Here is a 21,724-nt window from a genome sequence, read left to right on the forward strand (position 1 = left end):
GTTTTCAGTTCACTGATTACTGTTCACTGCCAATCGCTTGAATTGTGCTGTTTTGTCATTTTTCACTCGTGGGGGGTTGTTGAACGATAAATTGGGGATAGAGTTGCATTTGCTTAGGATTTAAAGAAGGTCGAGAGATGGTCAAAACTTTTTGTTTAGCTAACTCTTGAGTCATGGTATCTAAAGTTTGAGCGATACGCAAATTATATTCTAACTGTTCCCCAGAAGAAAGCAGATTACTTAAGCCATCAATTAAACGTCTTAAATTCTCGCGAAATTGGGGATCACCGATTAACTCATCAATATCGGAGGTGATTTTTTGAGTATTTTCAAAAGTCACCCTAGCGGATTCGAGAGTTTTTTGCAGCACGACAATTGTAGCAGGATCGTTAATAGTTTTAGTAATTTCTCGTAAATTATTCGATGTTTCCACTGCATTATTCAAAATAGTCTCGACATTTTGCATGACTTGTTTAGTATCAATTTCATCTAAACCAGCATTCAACCTCATGGCGGTATTATTGAGATTATTAGCGAGACTGCCAATACCTAAACTAGCTTGATTAATATTATCGAGAGTATTAACAATTTGTCCACGATTTTCGCTGAGAACAGCATTAAGATTAGCGACTAATTGGGAAGATTGTTGAAAAGTTCTGCTGATTTGACTGCGATTTTCCTGAACGGTATTATCTAAAGTATTGACAAAACGGGAGGCATTATTAGCCGTATTAGTCACCGAGCGACTGGTGGTAGCTAATTCCAAAGATAGACGAGAGATTTCTCTTTGGGCATTACGGATAGTCTGGGAGGTATCATCGGATAAACGGGCGATTTTTTGAGCTGCTATAGCGGTATTTTTGGTGACATCATTGAGATTACCCACAAATTCAGGACTGGTAAAAGTATCCACTAAACGACCAACACTAGACATTAATTGTGTTCCTGTTTTCCCCTGTAAACGGCTATTATTACAGAGAATTAACTGTTGATCACAGTCGGGACTAAGAGGGTCGAGATTTTTGGCCTCAGCACTTAAAGAAACTAAGGGAGTGATATCGATGGCTGCCTCCCCAATTAATCCGGAAAGATTGGTAGTAACAGTTACCTTCCTAGGCATAACTAAAGTAGCAGAAGCGATTTCGGCAATAACTTCCACTTGATTGCTTCCCGGGATAAAACTCGTAATTCTTCCCACTCTCACCCCGCGAAAACGCACCGGCGCCCCGACTTGTAACCCTTCCACGTCGGCAAACTCGAAGATTAATTGATAGGTTCTTTGACCAAATCCTCCCCCGCGAACCCAGATAGCGAGCACCCCAAAGACCAATAATCCGCCTAGGGCAAACAAACCTAGTCTTCCTTCCCGTAAAGCTCGCGAACTCTGCATGATTTTTCTCTCATTCTCGATAGTTCTTAATTTAGCTTAATCTAGCTTAAACGATTGTCCTAATCGGTCCCTCAATGCTGGCGCTAAAAAATTGCCGAATCATGGGATGATCGGTACGATCGATATCTGCCACCACTCCCTGCCATTGCACTTTTCCCTGATAGAGAAATACTACTCGATCGGCGGTGCGTCGGATGGTACTTTGTTGGTGAGAAACCATCACATAGGTGTTCGCAGACCCTGATTTTTCATGGAGAGTCCGCACTAGATCCTCGATAATTGTAGAAGCTATTGGGTCTAATCCGGCGGTAGGTTCATCATACAGCAGTAATTCAGGATTATCAGCCGGATTATCGGGATTAGTGATAATAGCGCGGGCAAAAGCCACCCGTTTACGCATTCCCCCCGATAGTTCCGAAGGATAAAGGTCACTAATTCCCTGTAAACCGACCATTTCCAAGCTTTTTTCCACTAATTCCCTAATTATGGCTTTTTTTAAATTAGTTTGTTCATAAAGATAAAAACCGACATTTTCCCCGACGGTGAGAGAATCAAACAGGGCCGTTTGTTGAAAAACTAAGGAAGTTCGCATCGCTTCTCGACCATCTTCTAGCAATCCCTGACGCAATTGGCCTTTAATACGAATTTCTCCCGCATTTATCCCCGTTAATCCCGCAATTAACCGTAAAACCGTTGATTTTCCCGTCCCCGACGGACCGATAATTACCAGGGCCTCCCCTCGATAAATGGTTAAATCTAAACCGTCGAGAATAACATTATCCCCGAATCTTTTCGATACTCCTCTCAATTCAATTAACGGTTCTTTCATCGTCGCTTAATTATCTTATAACCTCTGGAATTTTAGGGAGATGGGGAAGTGGGAAGTATTTTCAGTGAACAGTAAACAGTAATCAGTGAACTGAACTCTGATAACTGATAACTGATAACTGATAACTGACTCGATTCTGGCTGCTATAGTAGAAAAGCACCCATTGCTGACGATATCTGAGGTAGATTGCCGTGACTATTGCTTTAGACCAACTGCTCACCCCCGACATTTTTCGACCAGCGCGTTATTTGGGCAACGAGTTAGGTGCTAAACATAAAGAATGGGCAAGTGCGGTGGTTCGTTGGGTGTTAACCTATCCGGAAGTGTACGAAGTGGGGGCATCTAACCTCGGCCATATTATCCTCTACAATATCCTCAATGCACAACCCCGCCAACTCTGTGATCGCACTTATTTACCCGCACCGGATTTAGCCCAAAAACTCAAACAGACAAAAACCCCCTTATTTGCCCTAGAATCCCGTCGTTGCCTCACAGATTTTGATATTCTGGGTTTTAGTCTCAGTTATGAGCTAGGAGCCACCAATATTTTAGAAATGCTCGACCTAGCGGCAATTCCCTTGACTTGGAGAGAAAGAGATGCGGGTAACTATCCGCTAATTTTTGCCGGGGGACAAACTGCCACCTCTAACCCCGAACCCTACGCCGACTTTTTTGATTTTATCGCCCTTGGTGATGGCGAAGAATTATTGCCAGAAATCGGTTTAATTTTAGAAGAAGGTAAACTAGCTAATCTAAGCAAAGAAGAACTATTGCTAGATTTAGCCCAAATTCCGGGGGTATATGTGCCGCGTTTCTACGATGTCACCCCAATTGGTGCAGTTATCCCCAATCGTGACGATGTACCGCAAAGAATTTTACGCCGGGTAGCCACTCCTATCCCAGCCTATTCTATCGGTTTAGTTCCCTTCGTCGAAACAGTCCATGATCGCCTAGTGGTGGAAATTCGTCGCGGTTGCACTCGGGGATGTCGTTTTTGTCAACCGGGGATGTTAACCCGTCCTGCGCGGGATGTGCAACCGGAAGCAGTAATCGAATCGATTGAAAAAGGAATGCGAGCGACGGGATATAACGAATTTTCTCTATTATCTCTCAGTTGCTCCGATTATCTAGCTTTACCTGCCGTGGGTATGGAGATTAAAAACCGTCTCCAGAATGAGAATATATCTCTATCCTTACCCAGTCAAAGAGTCGATCGCTTTGACGAAAATATTGCTAACATAATTGGGGGCAATCGTCAATCGGGTTTAACCTTTGCACCGGAAGCGGGAACCCAACGAATGCGCGATGTAATTAACAAAGGGTTAACCAACGAAGAATTACTCAGAGGGATAAAAACTGCCGTCGAACAGGGTTGGGATAAGGTCAAACTCTATTTTATGATCGGTTTGCCGGGGGAAACCGATGTGGATGTCATCGGTATCGCGGAAACCCTGCGCTGGTTGCGTCGGGAATGTCGTTTACCGAAGCGGAAACCCCTCGATTTTACCCTAACTATCTCGAATTTTACCCCTAAACCCCATACCCCCTTCCAGTGGCATTCCGTCTCCACGGCCGAATTTATCCGCAAACAGGAGTTATTAAGACAGGAATTCCAAGGCATGAGAGGGGTAAAAGTCAATTATACCGATGTCCGCATCTCGGCCATGGAAGATTTTATCGGTCGCGGTGACAGAAGTTTAGGGAAAGTGGTGCTGCGCGCTTGGCAATTGGGAGCCGGGATGGATGCTTGGTGGGATAATACGGAAAAAGCCTATCAAGCATGGTCACAGGCGATCGAAGAATCTGGTTTAACCTGGAAATATCGTCAGATAGAACAGGGAGAATGGCATATTTTTGCCGATACAGACAAAGATATTTTAGAGCGTCCTTTGCCCTGGGATCATCTGGATACCGGTATCGATAAAAAATGGCTAGAGGAGGACTTAAAACGCGCCCTAGACGCGGCAACGGTCCCCGATTGTTCTTTTGAGGGTTGTTCCCATTGTGGCGTTTGTAGCGTCGATTTTGGTCATAATATCGTCATTGAAGCGCCCCCGATTCCCGCTTTTGCCGGACATTTTCAACCCAATCAAGAACGCACCCAAAGAATTCGGGTTTGGTTTGGCAAAATTGGCGAAATGGCTCTAGTTAGCCACTTGGATCTGGTGCGTTTATTTGATCGCGTCGTCCGTCGGGCTGCTATTCCCATTTCCTTTACCGGTGGATTTCACCCCGGTCCGCGCATTTCGATCGCAAATGCCTTATCCTTGGGAGCAACCAGTAGCGGTGAGATTGTCGATTTTGAATTGACAAAAGTGATGGATTTAGAGACGTTTAAACAGCAGTTAACCGCACAATTACCCGCAGATTTGCCGGTTTATCAGGTGGAAGAAATTCCCTTAAATGCTCCTGCTGCCACCCGTGTGTTAGAAAAAGCCGAGTATTTGCTCACTTTTAATAGCGAGGGAATTGACTGCCAACAGTGGCAAAATTGGATCGAGGCAATTAAACAAGCAACGGTGATGGAACGGGAAAAAACCACCAAATCCGGCAAAAAAGTCACGATTAATCTGCGAGAACAATTATATGAATTAGAGTTAAAAACTGTTGACAAACAAGCCGTTTTGTGCTATGTGGGCAGTTGTCGCAATGATGGCACTTTACTACAGCCCGATCATATCGTCGAGATGTTAGAAAGGGTTTCTGGCCAAGAGATTTCGCTGCTTAATTTTCATCGTCAGCGTTTGATTTTAGGAGCTTAACCATCGTAAATTGTTCCCTTTATGCTCTAACCCCAGAAAGTCAGCTAATCTTGATCGACTAATTCCAAGGAATCATCAACCAAAGCTGGCCGGTAATTTTGAACAACCAAAAGTTTCCTAAGAGACAGATTCACCTAATCAAATAAAAGGAGATGAAAATTAAAATCTGGTTGATTTCAGGCTACCGGCAATAGTCACTGATAACTGATCACTGATAAACTTATTGCAAGGCGTCGAAGACTTTAAACATGGGTAGGTACATAGACACAAGAATAGTTCCCACCATCACCCCAATAGCAACCATCATCAAGGGTTCAATGATACTGGTTAAAGCTTTAACGGCCTGTTCCACCTCATCTTCGTAGAAATCCGCCACTTTCATCATCATGGCATCTAATTCTCCTGTTTCTTCACCAATACTAATCATTTGAATGGCCAAAGGTGGGAAAACATTGGCTTTTTGTAGGGACAAACTCATCATTCCCCCCTGCTGAATTTCCTTCTTAGCACTAGCGATCGTATTAGCAATTACCTGATTACCCACCGTATTAGAAACTATATCAAGGGAATTCAAAATCGGGACACCAGAACGCGTCAGAGTCCCAAAAACCCGGCAAAATCTAGCCACAGCCGATTTTTTATTCAAATCGCCAAAAAGGGGCATTTTAAGGAAAAACCAGTCAATTTGCAGACGACCTATCGGGGTTTTGTAATAGCGACGCAGCAAAAAAACCGTGGCGGCAATGGTGACAATCGGAATTAAAATCAACCAACTACGCATCACACCACTTAAAAAGAGCATAAATTGCGTTAAAGCTGGTAGTGGCACCTTCAAATCGGTGAAAATTTTGGCAAACACGGGAATTAAAAAGATGGTCATCCCGAAAAACACAATTATCGCCAAAATTCCCACCGCTACCGGATAGGTCATCGCTGATTTAATCTGGTTTTTCAAGCGGGCCATATCTTCCAAAAGTTTCGAGAGACGGAGCAGCACTTCATCGAGTACCCCCCCCGTCTCTCCAGCTTCGATCATACTGACATAAAGTTCATCAAAACATTCGGTATGTTTGGCCATCGCTTGCGATAACGGACTCCCTTGCTGTACTTCGGTGCTAATCGCTTGTAGTGCTTTTCTCATCTTGGGATTACTGGATTGATCCCCCAAAACTCCCAAACATCTCATAATCGGCACACCAGCATTAATCATTACCGAAAATTGACGGGAAAAAACCGCTTTATCTTTGATGGAAATCTTGGCAAATATCAACTCTAAACTAGAAAGATCGATCTCTCCTCCCGCTTTTTTGACTTTACCGACGGCGGCATATTTTGCCTTCAGTATCATTCGAGCATGATCGGGAGACATAGCTTCAACTTTCTCTTGGAAAACTTTTCCAGAGCTGCTTTTAACTTGTGCGACAAAAGTAGGCATAGGACAAATTAGTTATCAGTTATCAGTTATCAGTTTTTTAGCTGTTAGCTGTTAGCCATCAGGAGTCAGGAGATTATTTTTATTTATTGTCCCTGCTTCGGTACTCCCCAATCTCCTATGCCTTTTAAACAGTATTTATCATTAGAAACGGGCTTTAGTTTTGGCGTTAGCAACGGACCCAGCGACCAGACGTTGTAATTCATCGGGTTTACTACTTTTAGAAATTGCCTCTTCAAAGGATATAACACCGCTAACAACTAAATTAGCTAATCCCTGTTCCATAGTTTGCATTCCTAGCTTCATTCCCGTTTGAATTGCCGAGTAAACTTGGGGGGCTTTTCCTTCGCGAATTAGGTTAGCGATCGCTGGAGTTACCACCATGATTTCCTGTACCATTGTCCGTCCAAATTCCCCCGGTTTGGGATTTTTTTTCTTGACTAGGTTTTGACTAAAAACTGCTAGTAAAGAATTGGATAACATGGCGCGAATTTGTGCCTGTTGGTTAGCGGGGAAAACGTCAATAATCCGATCCACTGTTCCCGCTGCCGAGCTAGTGTGTAGGGTTCCGAAGACTAAGTGACCGGTTTCCGCCGCCGTGATTGCCAAACTAATTGTTTCTAAATCCCGCATTTCTCCCACAAGGATAATATCAGGATCTTCCCGTAAAGCTGCTCTTAGTGCGTTAGCAAAACTCTTGGTATCTTCTCCTTTTTGTCGTTGGTGAAACAGGCTTTTTATATTAGGAAAAACGTATTCAATTGGGTCTTCTACAGTTAAAATATGTTCAGACCTAGTCCGATTAATTAAGTCTAAAATTGCCGCTAAAGTGGTAGTTTTACCTGAACCTGTTTGACCAGTTACGAGAATTAATCCCCTCGGTCTTTCCGATAATTCTCGGATCACTTCTGGTAAATTTAATTGTTCAAAGTTAGGCATTTTAGAGGACAAAGCGCGTAAACAAGCTGCATAGGCTCCCCTTTCTTTATAAACATTGATCCTAAATCTTGCTAATCCTTTCACCCCGTAGGAACAGTCTAATTCCCAATTCTGCTCTAACTCTTTTATTTGAGTATTATTGAGCATACTAAAAATCAATTTCTGACAATCTTGCGGGGTTAAAGATTTTTCATTAATCGGGATGAGTTTGCCACTAATGCGAAAATAGACCGGCGCACGGGACTGAATGTGCATATCGGAACCGCCCATCTCGACCAATTGTTCCATTAAATCTTCGATCATTAATTCCATAAGTTAAACCCCATCTATAGTGAACAGTAACCAGTAAAAAGACATTGGGAAAGTGCTATTTAAGACTACTCACTTAATACTCCTTACTTAAAACTCAAATCTCATAACTGATCACTGATAACTGAAAAACTATCTTAATAACTAAATCGCGGTCTCATACAATAGGGACAATCGAGCCATTCTGGTTGTAGTTCAGCGCGACAACCACTACAGATTAAACCGCTTTTCCGTTTGGCTTTTAATTCCGCTTCTAGACCAGAATCGGTCAGTGTCACCCGTTCTACTTCTTCGAGGGTGGTGTAACCCTCGCGCACCAGATTTAAACTATAGGCTAGGAGTGTCACCATGCCCTCATCAACGGCCGCCTCCTTAATGCGATCGGTTGTCGCCCCTTGGTTAATTAACTGCTGTATTCGTTCACTATTCTGCATTACCTCATAGACACCGATGCGATCTTTGTAACCGCTGCCAGCACACTTAAGGCAGAGATTGCCCTGTTTTCGCGCTTGTTGAATTTCCTCCATAGTTAGGGTATTAGCTTTATAAAAAGTCACTTCCTGTTCATTGGCAGCGGAAAGACCAAAACGGGCTAATTCCTCTTGACTAGGGTGATAGGCGACCCGACACTGGGTACAGACGCGCCGCACGAGACGCTGGGCCAAGATTCCCAACAGAGAACCAGAAATCATGAACGGTTCAATCCCCATCTTATCAAGACGAACGATCGCACCTGCGGCATCGTTGGTGTGTAGGGTAGTTAAGACCAAGTGACCGGTTAAGGCGGCCTCGATCACCGTTTTAGCCGTTTCCCTATCCCTAGTTTCTCCCACCAGAATCACATCCGGGTCTTGTCGCAGGAATGCCCGCAGAATCGAGGCGAAATCCATGCCTTTTTCGCGAATTATCTGCACCTGGGTGATGCCTGGCAGAGAATATTCGATCGGGTCTTCGGCGGTATTAATATTAATTCCGGGGTGATTTCTTTCCGCTAACACCGAGTATAAAGTGGTGGATTTTCCCGAACCAGTGGGGCCTGTCACCAGCAACAGACCAAAGGGACGACTGGCCAAGTCCCGGAAAATTTGCAGAGTATTTCGATCGGTGATTAGTTTATCTAAACCCAACTGGGTAGCCGAGTTATCGAGAATCCTTAAACAGACTTTTTCCCCGTAGCGACTGGGCAGGGTATTAACCCGAAAATCTACTTTTCGTCCTTGATACATCCGCCGAATTTTACCATCCTGGGGAAGACGACGTTCGGAAATATCGAGATCGGCCATGATTTTAAACCGGGCTGTGACCGCCGGGGCAATTTTTTTCGGCAGTGGCTCAAAAGCTTGATGAAGAACTCCATCTTTGCGAAAGCGAATTTTCAGGAATTCTTCTTGGGGTTCGATGTGAATATCGGAGGATCCTTCCTGTAGAGCTTTAGCTATAATTTTATTGACAAGGTTGATGACGGGGGCTTGATTAGCATCCCCTTCTCCGAGATCATCGGCCACTTCATCGTTAGCAACACCAGAGGTCAAATCAAGACTGCCGACAATATCGGTCAGATCCGAGAGTTTTTCCAGTTCTTTTTCTTTTTGCAGTCGGGCTTTCTCCCGTTCTAGTTCCGATTGAGCCGAGTGGAATTTTTCCAGTAATCTTTCATAATCTTCCCCAGCAATCACCAAACGCTGTAAACCTAACTCCCTGGGGCGGAGAATACGATTGATATCGTCAGTAGCCGCGAGGTTGTCGGGATCGACCATGGCTATCAAAATCGCGGCTGGCTCTCCTTCGATTCGACGCAGGGGGATGAGACGATAGCGACGACAAAGATCGATCGGAATCAAAGAATCGATCAGCCTGGCTATTTCCAGTCCATCCACATCGCTCAATTCTGGGTCGAGCGATTCGACTCCGTAGAGAATTTTTAGTTCAAATAACTGGTTTTTCTTATACTGTCGCTGTAAATCCGGGGGCAAAGGCCGCCCGGTTAGTTTTTGCAATATTTCTACTAGCGATCGTCCCGATTTCCGCGTTTCTACCAGGGCCTGTTGCATTTGCTCGGCACCGATATAGCCCGACTGCACTAACTTGTTACCAAAGGGGGAAAAGTAATTGCGTAGGGCGACAGCACGGGTTTTCTTGGAAGAAAATGTCATAGACGATTCCTAACCTCTTCACTACCCTTTAATCTTCCCAATTTTACTGAGAAAACTGCATTCTAGCAAAAATTTTTCTAGATCACTGATTATCTATCGGGGCCGCTTATATCTAGTTACGGATCTTGTCCACAAAATGTTACATTAAGGGTTAAACCTTGATTATTAGCTGGTACTTAAAGACCAAAATCAGCATTAAATGGTCATATATTGCCAAATTCCCCACTAAAATCCTATACCATGAGTGCAGAACCAAATACCTCGGCAATTTTCGACGAAAACCAAGAATCCTCTTCTAATTCCCCTGAATCTCCTACAAACGAATCAGAAGCCAGTGTCACCGATGAAGCCAAAACGGTGACGGACAAGGCCGCCTCTAGCGAGGAATTTTCCTTTCTAGGCGGAATGACTATCGATACTCTACAAGAGGAAATTGATACTCTCAAACAGCAGTTAGAGGAACAAACCCAACAGGTTGATGCCTATAAGAAACGCTATATCACTCTAGCAGCCGAGTTCGACAATTTTCGCAAACGCACGGCCAAGGAAAAAGAGGAACTGGAAACAAAAATCAAGGGCAAAACCCTGATGGAAATTCTTGGTGTGGTGGATAATTTTGAGCGCGCTCGTACTCAAATTAAACCAGCTAACGATGGCGAGATGGGTATTCACAAGAGTTACCAAGGGGTCTATAAAACCTTAGTGGACAGTCTCAAGCGTTTGGGCGTTTCCCCCATGCGTCCGGAAGGTCAACCCTTTGATCCTAGCTACCACGAAGCGATGATGCGGGAGTACACCGATGAACATCCCGAAGGCACGGTAGTCGAGCAGCTAGTGCGAGGATACACTCTCGGAGAAGATGTTTTGCGTCATGCTTTGGTAAAAGTGGCCGCCCCCAAAGAGACAGATCCTAACGCTGATCAGTCCGAATCTCCTTCCATTCCATCCCAGGAATCCCTCTAACACCTCCACATCAAAAAGTGTTCAGATATTTTGGTTTTGGGGATATGTTTTTCCTCCCTATCCCCTCTTCCCACTGAAAGACTTTTTCTCGCTTTTATCTTTTAATTAAAAACGCTTCTATACCCAAGGCTTTTGCCCCTTGATAGTCCTCTTTTTTACTATCGCCAATATGCCAAGCTTGTGCGGGGGGACAATCATGTTTTTGCAGGGCAATTTGAAAAATTTCCCGATCGGGTTTAGCTGCTCCTGTCTGGGAAGAAATCGTGATCGATCGAAAAAAATATTCTAAGCCTAATTCGGCCAAAACTTGGTAGATACGACTATCAAAATTAGAAATAATGCCCAACTCGATCCCCTGAATCTGCCAGAGTCTTAAAGCGGGAATGACATCCTCGTACAGCACCCAAGGCTCGGCCGTGGCAAAATGATGATAAAGTTCGCCAAAAAAAGCCTCAAAATCGGGAAATCTTTCCAGATAACCTAAATTATTAAAAACTGCCCCAGTCAGCGATCGCCACCAGCGATACTCTAACTCAGGAATTTGTGCCGGTTCAACGTCAGGAAAAGCTAGGGGGGGAGAAGTGGGGAAAATAGCCAAGAAAGACTGTTCTAGACTCTCGGCCGCCACCTCTACCCCAAAATCCGCCGCTATTTGACTATAAATTCCTCCGACACTGCCTTTTACCCCAAAAAGGGTTCCCACAGCATCGAGAAAAATAACTTGCGGTTTCTGCATAAGAGTTTTGTCTTTAACGGTCTAACTGAGGTTTTTAGGGTCGGTCTTTTGGGGGGTTTAACACACCTAACCATTGCTTATTTTAAAGGATTATGGCCGAAATTCTTGGATCCCTTGCCAAACCCTTAATACCTCTGCCACCGTCCATGCTTGGGCAAAAGCACCCCTAGGAGTAAAAGGAGCATTACCATCGAAAATTTCACTTAAATTACCGATACAGCTATCCCGAAGATGGTCAATCATCGGTGTTAAAAAACTCTGGGCTAGGATGGGATCGCGATAGACTTTTAGATGGGCTTCGATAAATGCCCCTAATAACCATCCCCAGACTGTCCCCTGATGGTAGGCACTATCTCTTTTTAAGCGATCCCCACTGTAAACGCCACGGTAATCAGGATGATCCACATCTAGCGATCGCAAACCGCGAGAAGTCAAAAGTTTTAAAGCACAAATATCGAGAATGGCCTTTTTCTGTGGGGAATTTAATAACTCCTCCACCGACAAAGACAGGGCAAAAAGTTGATTCGGTCGTAAACTGGCATCATTACCCTTGTCCGTATCTAAAACATCGTAACAGTACCCTAGAGAATCGTCCCAGAAGCGAGAAAACCCTTTTAAGGTCATTTCTCTCATTTTTTCGTAATCAGTGGCATCCATGCCCAAATAATGGGCAAATTGAACCATAATTTTTAGGGCATTGAACCAAAGGGCATTAATTTCTACGGGTTTGCCGATGCGGGGAGTAATCACCAGATCATCAACTTTGGCATCCATCCAAGTTAACTGTACTCCCGTTTCGCCAGCATAGATCAAACCATCGTCATCTAGGTGAATATTGTAGCGAGTACCGCGACGAAACCAAGCGATCACTTCCGTTAAAGCGGGATAAATAGTTTTGAGAAACTCAAAATCTTGGCTTTGGTTAAAATAGGAACGAATGGCTTCAAAATACCAAAGAATAGCATCGACAGCGTTATATTCGGGCATTTCTCCGCCATCGGGCAGTAAATTGGGCAATAAACCCCGGTCTAGATAACGGGAAAAAGTTAGTAAAATCTGACGGGCGATCGCAGATCTGCCTGTAGTCAAAGTTAATCCTCTTAGGGAGATCATCGTATCGCGACCCCAATCACCAAACCAAGGATAACCCGCGATTATCGTTTTGCCGTCCGGTTGATCCCGGAGAGGACGACTAACGATAAACTGGTCGGCAGCGAGGGTAAGTTGTTGAATCCATGGCGGCTGCTGGGGATTAATCAGACTATTTTCGTAGCGATAGCGAGACTCTAGAGAAGATTGACCGTCTAAATTCGGATCGGGACGGGTACTAGCGGCAATTGTCACCGATTCTCCCACTTTAAGAGTAGCCGAAAAACTAGCCACATGGAGATGATTTTCTCGATCGATTAAACCACGATAACGTTCCACGGCCAAATCAAAGCTATAATACCAGATATGAGCGGGAAAAACCTCTCCCTGACTGATTAATAGATAAAAAGGTACAGCATTGTCATAGGCAATCACTCTTACTCCTTTTTCTAGGGGACTAATAGCCATTTGCCAGTTAAAACTCTGGGTATTGCCGTGAAAATCGCGATAATTGACAAAAGCAGTCAGATTCAGGGTTAAAGGAGAATTGCCGCGAAGGTAGGTATAGCGGGTATAGGTGGTATTTTCTCCCTGTTCCATCCAGATACGCTTTTCTAGTAAGGCATCCCCACAGATAAAAGTCCAGACGGGAATTGTCCCTTCCAGATGAAAACTTTCGATATTAATATAGCCTTGTGGTTCGATCGTAGCACCTAACCAGCGATTGCTGGCCAGATGATAGAGTTTCTGGTTATATTGTACCGATTCATCGATTTTAGTCACTAGAAGTGTTCTTTTCGTCGGTGGAGCCAAAGCAGCGATCAACAGGCCATGATAACAGCGCGTTAGCAATCCGGCCACAGTTCCCGAGGCAAAACCCCCAATACCATTAGTGACTAACCATTCGCGCTTTTCAGCCACCGGGAGACAATTACAGATATCCCGACCAAAACGGAGCTTGACCATAGGCTTCCAAATTCCTAGGAATTTTGTTATAATCAAAAATTGTGTCTTTAATATCTATAGACTAACTCTATCTTAAGGAGAAAAATCAGCAGTGAGTAAACGTACTTTAGAAGGAACCACGCGCAAACAGAAGCGCACTTCCGGATTTAGAGCGAGAATGCGTAGCGTCAACGGACGTAAAGTGATTAAAGCTCGTCGGAAAAGAGGACGCTATCGTTTAAGTGTTTAGGTTATTCTGGGAACCGACTAATTTTCGTGGGATTACCCCAAGTTCATCGCTTAAAACATCGACAGGATTTTCAAGCTGTCTATGGAACAGGGAAGCGTTATCACGGTTCCCACTTAACCTTAATTAGTTTAGAGGATTCTGGCCCGGATAAGCCTCTTCCCAGTCGTTTTGGCATCTCGATTAGCAAGAAAGTTAGTAAAAAAGCGGTGGTTCGTAATCGACTAAAAAGGCAAATAAGAGCGGTAATTCGGCAGTTATTGCCAGAAATAGCGACAGGATGGCGAGGAATAATCATTATCCGTCCCGGGGCGATCGAGTGCAATTATGAACATTTTTTGCGAGAATTAAAGCAGTTGTTAGTGAAGGCCAATATAATTCATGGGCATTAAAGAAGAAACTTTTTATGAAGGCGGTCCGCACATCGGCGACCTAATCATCAATATACTGCTAGGATTTACAGTGATTTGTTTACCTTTAACCGTTGGGGCAGTGGTGCGGGCAATCTGGTTAAGATATAAGATAACCGATCGGCGGATTTCAATCACTGGGGGTTGGATGGGACGCGATCGCACAGATATTATCTATTCAGAAGTGGCAAAAGTGGCAAAAATGCCGAGAGGAATTGGTATTTGGGGAGACATTGTCGTAACTCTCAAGGATAGAAGTCGTTTAGAAATGCGCGCGATGCCGAAATTCCGGGAAATTCATGACTACATTGCCGAAAGAGTCGCCGATAAAACCGGTCGTCCCCTAGAATCGATCATCAGTCAATAAAACAAAATAATCGATCACCGCGATTCGATAAATTAGATTTGTCAAAGTGAACCCCCATTAAACGAGAAGGCATAGATTAAAGCCATGGATTTTGGAGTCGGATTTATTTCCACAAATATCATGTTGCCAATCCTAGATTTTTTCTTTCGGATTGTGCATAGTTACGGTTTCGCCATCATTGCTTTAACGCTGGTGGTCAGATTTGCCGTCTTTCCCCTCAGCGCCGGCCAGATTCGCAATATGAGAAAAATGCGAATCACTCAACCCTTGATGAAGGAAAGACAGGCAGAAATTCAACAACGTTACAAAAATGACCCCCAAAAACAACAGGAGGAAATGGGCAAATTAATGCAGGAGTTGGGCAATCCCTTGGCCGGTTGTTTACCCCTGTTATTACAAATGCCGATTCTTTTGGCTTTATTTGCGACGCTGCGGGGTTCCCCCTTCTCGGATATTAACTACACCGTCGATTTACAGGTGTTACCGAGCGAACAAATCGCCCTCGTCCAGCGCCAACCCTATGGCACCAAACCCCAAAACGTTTATATTGACGAGTCTCTCCACTATCCCATCACCGCTTTTTTACCCCAAGGCAATAAAATCGCCCCGGGAGAACAGGTAAAAATCGACCTGCAAAACGACCAGGGCAAGTCTTTAAGCCAATTAGCCACGGAAGCACCCGAAAATAACCTAAAACCCACCTACGAGGTGGTTAAAGGTCAAGAACTGGTGCAAGTTAATGAAGACGGTTCCATCGTCGCTTTAGCCCCCGGAGATGCCAGTATTAAAGTTATCGTGCCGGGGATTGCCGCTAATACGGGTTTTCTCTTTATTGAGGCCCTGGGAAGAATTGGGGCAACCGGTGCCAATGGTGAAATTCACTGGGATATCTTGGCGATGGTGATCGCTTTCGGTATTAGTATCTATGTTAACCAAGAGTTATCCGGTGCCGGCGCTCCTTCGGGGGGAGCAGCCCAACAACAGCAAACGGTGAATAAAATCACCCCGATAATTTTTAGTATGATGTTCCTGTTTTTCCCCTTACCGGCGGGGGTATTGATGTATATCCTAACTGCGAACATCTTCCAAACTATTCAAACGGTGATTTTGATGCGGGAACCTTTACCGGAAAACCTGCAAAAATTGGTAGCGGAACAGGAAAAAACGGAAAAATCCCGCGATGCTCTCCCCTTTGAAAAACGTTCTAGCAAGAAAAAGGAAAAAACATCGTAATGAGTATATGGGAGCAAAATAGCGAGAAAGCTAAACAATGGCTGGAAAAACTGCTAAAGTTGATGGCCATGCCCGCAGATGTCCAGATTGGAGTGCAGGAATTGGGAATTGGACCTTCCTCCTGTTGGTTAATTATTGATAGCAGTCAATTGAGTCCCCAACAAGTGGAACTTCTCCTCGCTAACAAGGGTGAGGGACTGGATGCGATTCAATCCCTAGCTAATACGATTCTGAATATTGGTGTCGAGTCGGCAGAACATCAGTTCTATATTGTCGAAATCAATGGCTATCGTCAACAAAGACAGTCAGAACTTTTCGACTGGGTTAATCAAGCGGCGACGCAAGTGCGGCAAACAGGACAGGAAATAGAATTAAAAGCCCTATCTTCGGCGGAACGTCGCCAAATCCATGCCTTTTTTCAGGAAGAAAACGATTTAACCACGGAAAGTCGCGGCGTGGAACCCGATCGCCGGTTAGTAATTCGTTTAAAGTAGGATCAAAGGGTGGGGTAAAACCTGCCCTCTTTTTTATTTTAGGCTTTAGCCTTCTTGCTCACTCTAAAATTGAGTTGAGAATTACCACAGCCAGGGAGATATAAAATTAGAAAATCCGACCACCTCGACGGTTGGGGGCTAAACCACGATTACTGGGTGTAAAGCAGTAGGCATCGCGATTGATTCGTCGAATATTCTCTTGTAAAAATCGATCACAATTGCCCTCTGGAACGATAATTGTTTGATAGAGCGATTTTCCCGATAGATTACTATAGTAAGGAATCCAAAGAATACCCAGATTTTGAAATCCATATTTGAAGTGTAGTTCTTCCCCGCGTTTCTTTGCTTCGTATTCGGTCTTCCAAGCTGACTCGGCAATTACTCGCAGACCTTCAAAATCGGCACTGTGCCAGTCAAGACGTGGAGCAGCGAAAACCTCACCGAAAAATGTACCCGAAAATGCCATGCACATCATCAATAAAGTGATTTCTTTTCTGATATTCACGAAAAATTGATAACTGAAATATTTTTTATTTTAACCTCAGTTCAAGATAAGCCGAAACCCTAATTTTACCGTAGCCAGTCAGTCCTATTCTTTCCTGAAAGTCATGGCAAGATCTGCTTAACCCGAACTGACGTTATTTTAGCCAGATATCTCCTTTCTCTTCTGTCTTTTCGCCTGTTTTTGCTCTCAAAGCTCTGGCAGCCAAAATTTTGTCATCGATTGACGTTGTTAATAGTGGGATTAACTCCCTATTCAACTTTAAAAACACCCCACACCCACGCCAAACTTTTTGCCGCAAACCCTAGTTAATAACTTAACTTCAGAGCATTTACCGGTACATCATCCCAGGATTCTACGGTTCTTAAAACTGCTACCCACCCCGCTTGTTTTTGTTCGTCCGTAAGATTGGTTAACCAACTTTGATGACAATCTTTTGCCGCTTGTTCGTCTTGACAGGCAATACAAGCTTGTACTAAACCACAGGGATCAATCTGTTCATTTACCCAAATAATCATAGTTAATAGCCCTACTTAACTTTATTATTATAATCCATCGATCGCCCACAGAGAAACTTTTGATATTGATAACCTGTTACATAATTGGAGGACAACTCTGAAGGTTGACAGTCCGCTCGATCTATTGAAGAATGGAAATTGATTAACCATAATTCAAAAGGGGGAGAAGATGACCGATTAAAATTTGGCTTTTGTTCTGGGTTAACTAAGATAAACTTAGGGTTTTTATCGGGAAATCTTTGGTTAAATTCCCAAGCAATTCCCATCATTTCTCCCACCTGCACCAAACTCCTATAGCTAGTGGCAATTACTAACGGATAACGGCTATTATTTTCGATGGTGGTAACTAATTTATCTGGGCGATAATACTTACGATAGCCTAAATTAAAAGTCACACTTAGGGAACTAACTAAAGCCATGATAATTACAATAATTACTATTCTTTTCTGCTTCCTTTGCCAACAATTATCTAATAAAATTGCTAGAATTAAAATTACCGAGGGAAAGTAAACAAAACTATATCTAGCTCCCCGGGTAATATCGATCGAAAGCAGATAAGTGATGACAAAAAAAATAGCAATTGAACTGAGAAAAAATGCCGATAGAATGCCTAATTCTGGTTTATAGGAGTCTAGCCACGCTGTTTTTAATTGTGGGATAATCCAGAGAAAAAACCCGATCATTATTGCCCCAGAAATCAAGATAATTATTAAAGATTCTGATTCGACGGGGAGCAGGGAAAGCATAGTTATTAATGTTCCCAGTAACTGAAAAAAGGGGCTAATTACGGCTAAAAAACTATCATTGTCTCTCTGAATCCAACCAGTCATCTGATTGCCATAATCTTTGGGTACAAACGTGATAAACCAAATAATAATAAAGCTCAAGTTACCTAAAAAAACTAAACTTAAACGCCACCAATTAGTTATCCAAAAGTTTTTTTGTTTGATTTGCTTGAATAAAATCAATAATAAAGTTATCGCTTCTGCGAGGATAGTTAAACTAAAAAAATAGTGGACTAATAACCCTAGACAGTTGACAATTAACCAGAAAAAAACCAAAGTATGGGATATTCTCTTATGGTCGATAATTTTGCTGCTTGCCCTCAGAAAACAGCCTAAAGATATGAGGACAAATACAACCGCTAAAGTATAATGACGCGCTTCTTGGGAGATAAAAACCGCGTAGGGAGAAACCGCCATTAAAATCGCCGACAGAAAAGCGATCGAGCCAGATTTAAAGACCAATTTACTGATAAAATAAATTAGAGGAATCGAAATAACTCCCCAAAATACTGCCAGCGATCGCATTCCTGCTAAAGATACATATTCTCCCCGATCAAAGAATAATTTATTCCAGAAATAGGCGAAAATAAAATATAAAGGTGGATGATTGTCCTCCTGAATAACTAATTTAATTACATCGGCAATAGTTGCCTGATGGTTGCTCTGGAGAGGTGCTAATAAAGTGTCTAGGGAAATTATTTGATTTAACGGCACTATCTGGTAATTATTGCCAATACTAAAAACCATAGTGGCAAATTCATCCGTCCAGGGAGGTTTGCTCGTTAATTGTGTTAACCTAATAACCAGTCCCAAAATTATTACTAATCCTAACCAACAAAAATCAGACCAAGCTAACCGCTCCTTGCCTTTTTGTTGTAGATTAGAAATGACTGTAGATAAATTCAATTTAATTGTTATCTCCAAAAGATTCGATTATTTTAACCGCTTCCGATGGGGAAATATCTTGACGGCAATTAGGATAATCATACTCCTCCCGGGCAATTAATGCCCCACTGAGACGATAAAAATATTCTCCCATTTTCATCCAATCGGAATACAAATCGGGTTCGGGAAATTGTTGCCTTAATTCCGAGTCTTGGGGTGTACCATAATTGAGCCAGTATCCTTCTCCAAATAGTGGGGAATTGAGCGCTAGGGTTCCCTCTAATTCTAAACCATCATCGCCCCTGGCGTTTTCGATTCCTTCCACCAAAAAACAGCTATTCTCGGCATTTTCAAAGAGGACTGCGTATCCTTTCCCCTCTTCTGCGAGGATTTTAATCTCGCTGGCCCGAAATCCGGGGGGGATATAGTTAGGTAAAATAATCTTAGCATCTAGCGATCGCAGTTGTTGCCGTTGACTGGCGCTCAAAGTTACCGTTTCTGCTCTCAAATATTGCCCATTGTCAATAATAACAATAGATAATCCTAAAACTAAAGGCCAGAAAAATTTTATGGTCATAATCGCTGTTTCTAGGGTCATATTCTGGAGAATATGTCAGTTTTTAGCCAATTTACTGATTATTTAACCATATAAGCGACGAATATTGCCCTTTTCCTGTTCCCGATTCCCTATTTACCGATTCTAATCGACAAAAAATCATAGCTTATCTGTGGATTCCACTTTTTTCCACTTCTGTCACCCGGAATTATGGGACTGACATCACCCCAAACCCTCTCGTATTCTAAGGTTATCGACAGGAAAGAGAGGTAACAACCATGTTAGTCAGCCACCAAAATCCAACTTTTGTCCGTAACTACTTAATCGCAGTTATCTCCGTGGTGATGATGGGTGTGGGAGTTGCCGATCTCGTCAATAATCCCTCCCGAATCGCTCAACAAAACCGTCTTGATGGTTATGGTCGCTATGTTAGCGCTGGTTTGGTTAGCGGTGCGGTCAATAATATGCGTTAATTTACCTCTGATTCTCAATCCTGTTGAAAAGGTGTGGGGGAGTGGGAGTTTTTTCAGTGGTCAGTAAACAGTAAACAGTAAACAGTGAACTGATAACTGATAACTGATAACTAATAACTAATAACTGATAACTAATAACTGATAACTGATAACTGATAACTGAAACTGCCTAAACCCAAGAATGGAGAGCGCGTAATTGGGGCGTTTTTTTAGCTTGGTGGGTCTGCATTCTTTGTAAAACATCATCGAGAATTGTCACCGCTTCGCGGATATATTCCCCCTTATTCAGCATGACACATTCGGCCCTTTCGGCCATAGCGGCATCGGTAATCTCGGCCCGGGAGGGAATACTTTTCTTGACCAGATTTTCTAGGACTTGGGTAGCCCAAATTACTGGAATATGGGCCGCTTCGCATAACCAGAGAATTTCCTCTTGAATTTCTGCTAATCTTTGATAGCCAATTTCTACAGCCAAATCACCCCGGGCAATCATCACCCCAAAAGGTTGTTTACCGGCGGCATGGATGATTAATTCGGGTAGATTTTTCACGGCTAAAGGTGTTTCTATTTTGGCCACAATTGCTTTTTGTCGCCAAGCATCCCCCAAACGACTTTGTAACTCTAGCTGTAGTGTCTCGATATCGCTGGCTTTTTGTACAAAAGAGTAACCGATAATATCGGCATTTTCGGCAATAAAATCTAAATCTTGCCGGTCTTTTGCGGTCAAAGGATCGATATTTAAGACGGTATCGGGGAAATTTAGGCCCTTATCTGCTTTGAGTTTTTCCCCTTTCTCCCTGGCGTGGGTAATTTTTAGTAAAAGACCTTCCGGCATTATGGCAATAACTTCAGCCCCAATATGACCATCATCAATCCAAACTTTCGCCCCGACGGGAATTTGGGGAATAATTTCCGGTTGGGAACAATTAGCCTGAAAATACTGAGGATGGGCAGTATGGGGCGGTTGGGTGGTTAAGAGGAGAAAATCCCCTTGATATAGTCTGGTTTGGGACTGGGGAGCTAAAATCTGTTCTAAACGGATTTTTGGACCGGCTAAGTCCATATAAACTTTACAGGTATGTCCATTGACTAAATTTTCGGGATTTTTGACTGCCTCGCGCAGATTTTCAATCATTCCCTGCCACTCTTTGGGTCCATCATGGGCGCAATTAATGCGAATACAGTCCATCCCGCAACGCAGTAATTGGGCGATAAAATCGGGGTCGGTTGCCGCCTCCGTCGGCATTGTCACCATAATTCGCACCCGACGCCGGGGGGAAGACAGACCAAAAACTTCGGCGCTATGGGAGGCTAAAAGTTGATCTCCTTGGAAAAATGCCTCTAAAGGGGGATGTTTGGGTAATAATGAGGCTTCTTGATGACAAACCGCCCCTAAAGTGGCAATTACGGCATCGAGAGTCGGTAAAACTTTCGATTCAATCCGGCCTAGGGAAGATAATCCCCAGGGCATTAAAGCTAATTGTAAATCCCGGATATCTTCTTGTCTCAGGGCGAGATAATAGGCTAAATTACGGGTGCTAGGTTGAAAATTATCCTTTTCAATCAGGTTTTTCCACTGCTGCAATTTCTCCTCTCCTTCCACTGTTACAAAATGCCGTAACTTTTGCAGATGATGGAGGAGAGTTTGAGGGTAGGATAATTGTTCTCGTTTGAGTTGTTCTGAGAGAGTTAAAGACATAAAATTAA

Annotated in this window: 20 protein-coding genes; 8 read left to right on the plus strand and 12 right to left on the minus strand. The window is 43.3% G+C overall.

The window, feature by feature from the left end; translation table 11 throughout:
* Positions 1-55: 55 nt before the first annotated feature.
* A complete protein-coding gene (locus tag EWV60_RS03095; RefSeq protein ID WP_287230888.1) occupies positions 56-1,390 on the minus strand; it encodes an MlaD family protein in 1,335 nt (444 codons plus the stop codon).
* 46 nt (positions 1,391-1,436) lie between these two features.
* Positions 1,437-2,219 (minus strand): ABC transporter ATP-binding protein, encoded by a 783-nt coding sequence (locus EWV60_RS03100; protein ID WP_002778015.1) that lies wholly within the window; start codon positions 2,217-2,219, stop codon positions 1,437-1,439.
* 191 nt (positions 2,220-2,410) lie between these two features.
* Between EWV60_RS03100 and EWV60_RS03105 the strand changes: the two genes are divergently transcribed.
* Entirely contained in the window at positions 2,411-4,981 is a 2,571-nt protein-coding gene (locus EWV60_RS03105) for a TIGR03960 family B12-binding radical SAM protein (protein ID WP_287230892.1), read from the plus strand.
* Positions 4,982-5,201: 220 nt separating this feature from the next.
* Here the strand turns inward: EWV60_RS03105 and EWV60_RS03110 are convergent, their stop codons facing one another.
* The 3 genes from EWV60_RS03110 to EWV60_RS03120 all read right to left on the minus strand — a co-directional run bounded on the left by EWV60_RS03110 (position 5,202) and on the right by EWV60_RS03120 (position 9,814).
* Positions 5,202-6,416 carry a type II secretion system F family protein gene (locus tag EWV60_RS03110; RefSeq protein ID WP_002752093.1) on the minus strand — a complete coding sequence of 405 codons (1,215 nt, stop codon included), beginning with the start codon at positions 6,414-6,416 and terminating at the stop codon, positions 5,202-5,204.
* A gap of 141 nt (positions 6,417-6,557) precedes the next feature.
* The gene (locus EWV60_RS03115) at positions 6,558-7,664 is read right to left on the minus strand and encodes a type IV pilus twitching motility protein PilT (protein WP_130758088.1); all 1,107 of its coding nucleotides are present in this window, start codon (positions 7,662-7,664) and stop codon (positions 6,558-6,560) included.
* 134 nt (positions 7,665-7,798) lie between these two features.
* Complete coding sequence (locus EWV60_RS03120; RefSeq protein WP_287230898.1) at positions 7,799-9,814, minus strand: GspE/PulE family protein; 2,016 nt, start codon at positions 9,812-9,814, stop codon at positions 7,799-7,801.
* A gap of 240 nt (positions 9,815-10,054) precedes the next feature.
* On the opposite strand from EWV60_RS03120, the gene grpE reads away from it, so the two are divergent.
* Positions 10,055-10,777, plus strand: a complete 723-nt coding sequence (gene grpE, locus EWV60_RS03125; protein ID WP_002738986.1) for a nucleotide exchange factor GrpE — start codon at positions 10,055-10,057, stop codon at positions 10,775-10,777.
* 94 nt (positions 10,778-10,871) lie between these two features.
* Here the strand turns inward: grpE and EWV60_RS03130 are convergent, their stop codons facing one another.
* Positions 10,872-11,513: an HAD-IA family hydrolase gene (locus tag EWV60_RS03130; protein WP_002742601.1), complete on the minus strand. Its 642-nt coding sequence runs from the start codon at positions 11,511-11,513 to the stop codon at positions 10,872-10,874.
* A gap of 90 nt (positions 11,514-11,603) precedes the next feature.
* Positions 11,604-13,568, minus strand: coding sequence for an amylo-alpha-1,6-glucosidase (locus tag EWV60_RS03135; RefSeq protein WP_287230902.1), 1,965 nt, complete (start codon positions 13,566-13,568; stop codon positions 11,604-11,606).
* 91 nt (positions 13,569-13,659) lie between these two features.
* On the opposite strand from EWV60_RS03135, the gene rpmH reads away from it, so the two are divergent.
* The 5 genes from rpmH (at position 13,660) to EWV60_RS03160 (ending at position 16,298) form a co-directional block, all read left to right on the plus strand.
* Positions 13,660-13,797 carry a 50S ribosomal protein L34 gene (gene rpmH / locus EWV60_RS03140; protein ID WP_002739276.1) on the plus strand — a complete coding sequence of 46 codons (138 nt, stop codon included), beginning with the start codon at positions 13,660-13,662 and terminating at the stop codon, positions 13,795-13,797.
* Between the two features lie 26 nt (positions 13,798-13,823).
* Positions 13,824-14,186 (plus strand): ribonuclease P protein component, encoded by a 363-nt coding sequence (gene rnpA / locus EWV60_RS03145; RefSeq protein WP_002738574.1) that lies wholly within the window; start codon positions 13,824-13,826, stop codon positions 14,184-14,186.
* Positions 14,176-14,571 carry a PH domain-containing protein gene (locus tag EWV60_RS03150; protein WP_002763099.1) on the plus strand — a complete coding sequence of 132 codons (396 nt, stop codon included), beginning with the start codon at positions 14,176-14,178 and terminating at the stop codon, positions 14,569-14,571. The genes rnpA and EWV60_RS03150 overlap by 11 nt, the downstream gene beginning before the upstream one ends.
* Positions 14,572-14,655: 84 nt before the next feature.
* Positions 14,656-15,804 (plus strand): membrane protein insertase YidC, encoded by a 1,149-nt coding sequence (gene yidC, locus EWV60_RS03155; RefSeq protein ID WP_002739053.1) that lies wholly within the window; start codon positions 14,656-14,658, stop codon positions 15,802-15,804.
* Positions 15,804-16,298, plus strand: a complete 495-nt coding sequence (locus EWV60_RS03160) for a Jag family protein (RefSeq protein WP_004161942.1) — start codon at positions 15,804-15,806, stop codon at positions 16,296-16,298. Before yidC ends, EWV60_RS03160 begins: the two co-directional genes overlap by 1 nt.
* A gap of 106 nt (positions 16,299-16,404) precedes the next feature.
* Here EWV60_RS03160 and EWV60_RS03165 read toward each other — a convergent pair whose 3' ends face one another.
* From EWV60_RS03165 to EWV60_RS03180, 4 genes are all read right to left on the minus strand, one after another.
* Positions 16,405-16,803 (minus strand): hypothetical protein, encoded by a 399-nt coding sequence (locus EWV60_RS03165; RefSeq protein WP_287230906.1) that lies wholly within the window; start codon positions 16,801-16,803, stop codon positions 16,405-16,407.
* 305 nt (positions 16,804-17,108) lie between these two features.
* Entirely contained in the window at positions 17,109-17,318 is a 210-nt protein-coding gene (locus EWV60_RS03170; RefSeq protein ID WP_002752080.1) for a hypothetical protein, read from the minus strand.
* An 11-nt stretch (positions 17,319-17,329) separates the two neighbouring features.
* Entirely contained in the window at positions 17,330-19,009 is a 1,680-nt protein-coding gene (locus EWV60_RS03175; RefSeq protein ID WP_287230908.1) for a glycosyltransferase family 39 protein, read from the minus strand.
* Between the two features lies 1 nt (position 19,010).
* Positions 19,011-19,586: a hypothetical protein gene (locus EWV60_RS03180; protein WP_130758082.1), complete on the minus strand. Its 576-nt coding sequence runs from the start codon at positions 19,584-19,586 to the stop codon at positions 19,011-19,013.
* A gap of 236 nt (positions 19,587-19,822) precedes the next feature.
* On the opposite strand from EWV60_RS03180, the gene EWV60_RS03185 reads away from it, so the two are divergent.
* Entirely contained in the window at positions 19,823-20,017 is a 195-nt protein-coding gene (locus EWV60_RS03185; protein ID WP_002738625.1) for a hypothetical protein, read from the plus strand.
* A 169-nt stretch (positions 20,018-20,186) separates the two neighbouring features.
* On the opposite strand, the gene EWV60_RS03190 is transcribed toward EWV60_RS03185, so the two are convergent.
* Complete coding sequence (locus EWV60_RS03190) at positions 20,187-21,716, minus strand: pyruvate kinase (protein ID WP_004161938.1); 1,530 nt, start codon at positions 21,714-21,716, stop codon at positions 20,187-20,189.
* Positions 21,717-21,724 lie beyond the last annotated feature (8 nt).

This window comes from Microcystis sp. Msp_OC_L_20101000_S702, assembly GCF_007095705.1.
Lineage (GTDB): Bacteria > Cyanobacteriota > Cyanobacteriia > Cyanobacteriales > Microcystaceae > Microcystis > Microcystis ichthyoblabe_A.

Excerpts from the sequence above, each read along its gene's own strand:
- yidC (WP_002739053.1), top strand. The coding sequence starts at position 14,656 with ATGGATTTTGGAGTCGGATTTATTTCCACAAATATCATGTTGCCAATC.
- EWV60_RS03150 (WP_002763099.1), top strand. The coding sequence starts at position 14,176 with ATGGGCATTAAAGAAGAAACTTTTTATGAAGGCGGTCCGCACATCGGC.
- EWV60_RS03120 (WP_287230898.1), bottom strand. The coding sequence starts at position 9,814 with ATGACATTTTCTTCCAAGAAAACCCGTGCTGTCGCCCTACGCAATTAC.
- grpE (WP_002738986.1), top strand. The coding sequence starts at position 10,055 with ATGAGTGCAGAACCAAATACCTCGGCAATTTTCGACGAAAACCAAGAA.
- EWV60_RS03115 (WP_130758088.1), bottom strand. The coding sequence starts at position 7,664 with ATGGAATTAATGATCGAAGATTTAATGGAACAATTGGTCGAGATGGGC.
- EWV60_RS03135 (WP_287230902.1), bottom strand. The coding sequence starts at position 13,568 with ATGGTCAAGCTCCGTTTTGGTCGGGATATCTGTAATTGTCTCCCGGTG.
- EWV60_RS03130 (WP_002742601.1), bottom strand. The coding sequence starts at position 11,513 with ATGCAGAAACCGCAAGTTATTTTTCTCGATGCTGTGGGAACCCTTTTT.
- EWV60_RS03110 (WP_002752093.1), bottom strand. The coding sequence starts at position 6,416 with ATGCCTACTTTTGTCGCACAAGTTAAAAGCAGCTCTGGAAAAGTTTTC.
- EWV60_RS03185 (WP_002738625.1), top strand. The coding sequence starts at position 19,823 with ATGTTAGTCAGCCACCAAAATCCAACTTTTGTCCGTAACTACTTAATC.
- EWV60_RS03100 (WP_002778015.1), bottom strand. The coding sequence starts at position 2,219 with ATGAAAGAACCGTTAATTGAATTGAGAGGAGTATCGAAAAGATTCGGG.
- EWV60_RS03160 (WP_004161942.1), top strand. The coding sequence starts at position 15,804 with ATGAGTATATGGGAGCAAAATAGCGAGAAAGCTAAACAATGGCTGGAA.
- EWV60_RS03095 (WP_287230888.1), bottom strand. The coding sequence starts at position 1,390 with ATGCAGAGTTCGCGAGCTTTACGGGAAGGAAGACTAGGTTTGTTTGCC.
- EWV60_RS03180 (WP_130758082.1), bottom strand. The coding sequence starts at position 19,586 with ATGACCCTAGAAACAGCGATTATGACCATAAAATTTTTCTGGCCTTTA.
- EWV60_RS03190 (WP_004161938.1), bottom strand. The coding sequence starts at position 21,716 with ATGTCTTTAACTCTCTCAGAACAACTCAAACGAGAACAATTATCCTAC.
- EWV60_RS03170 (WP_002752080.1), bottom strand. The coding sequence starts at position 17,318 with ATGATTATTTGGGTAAATGAACAGATTGATCCCTGTGGTTTAGTACAA.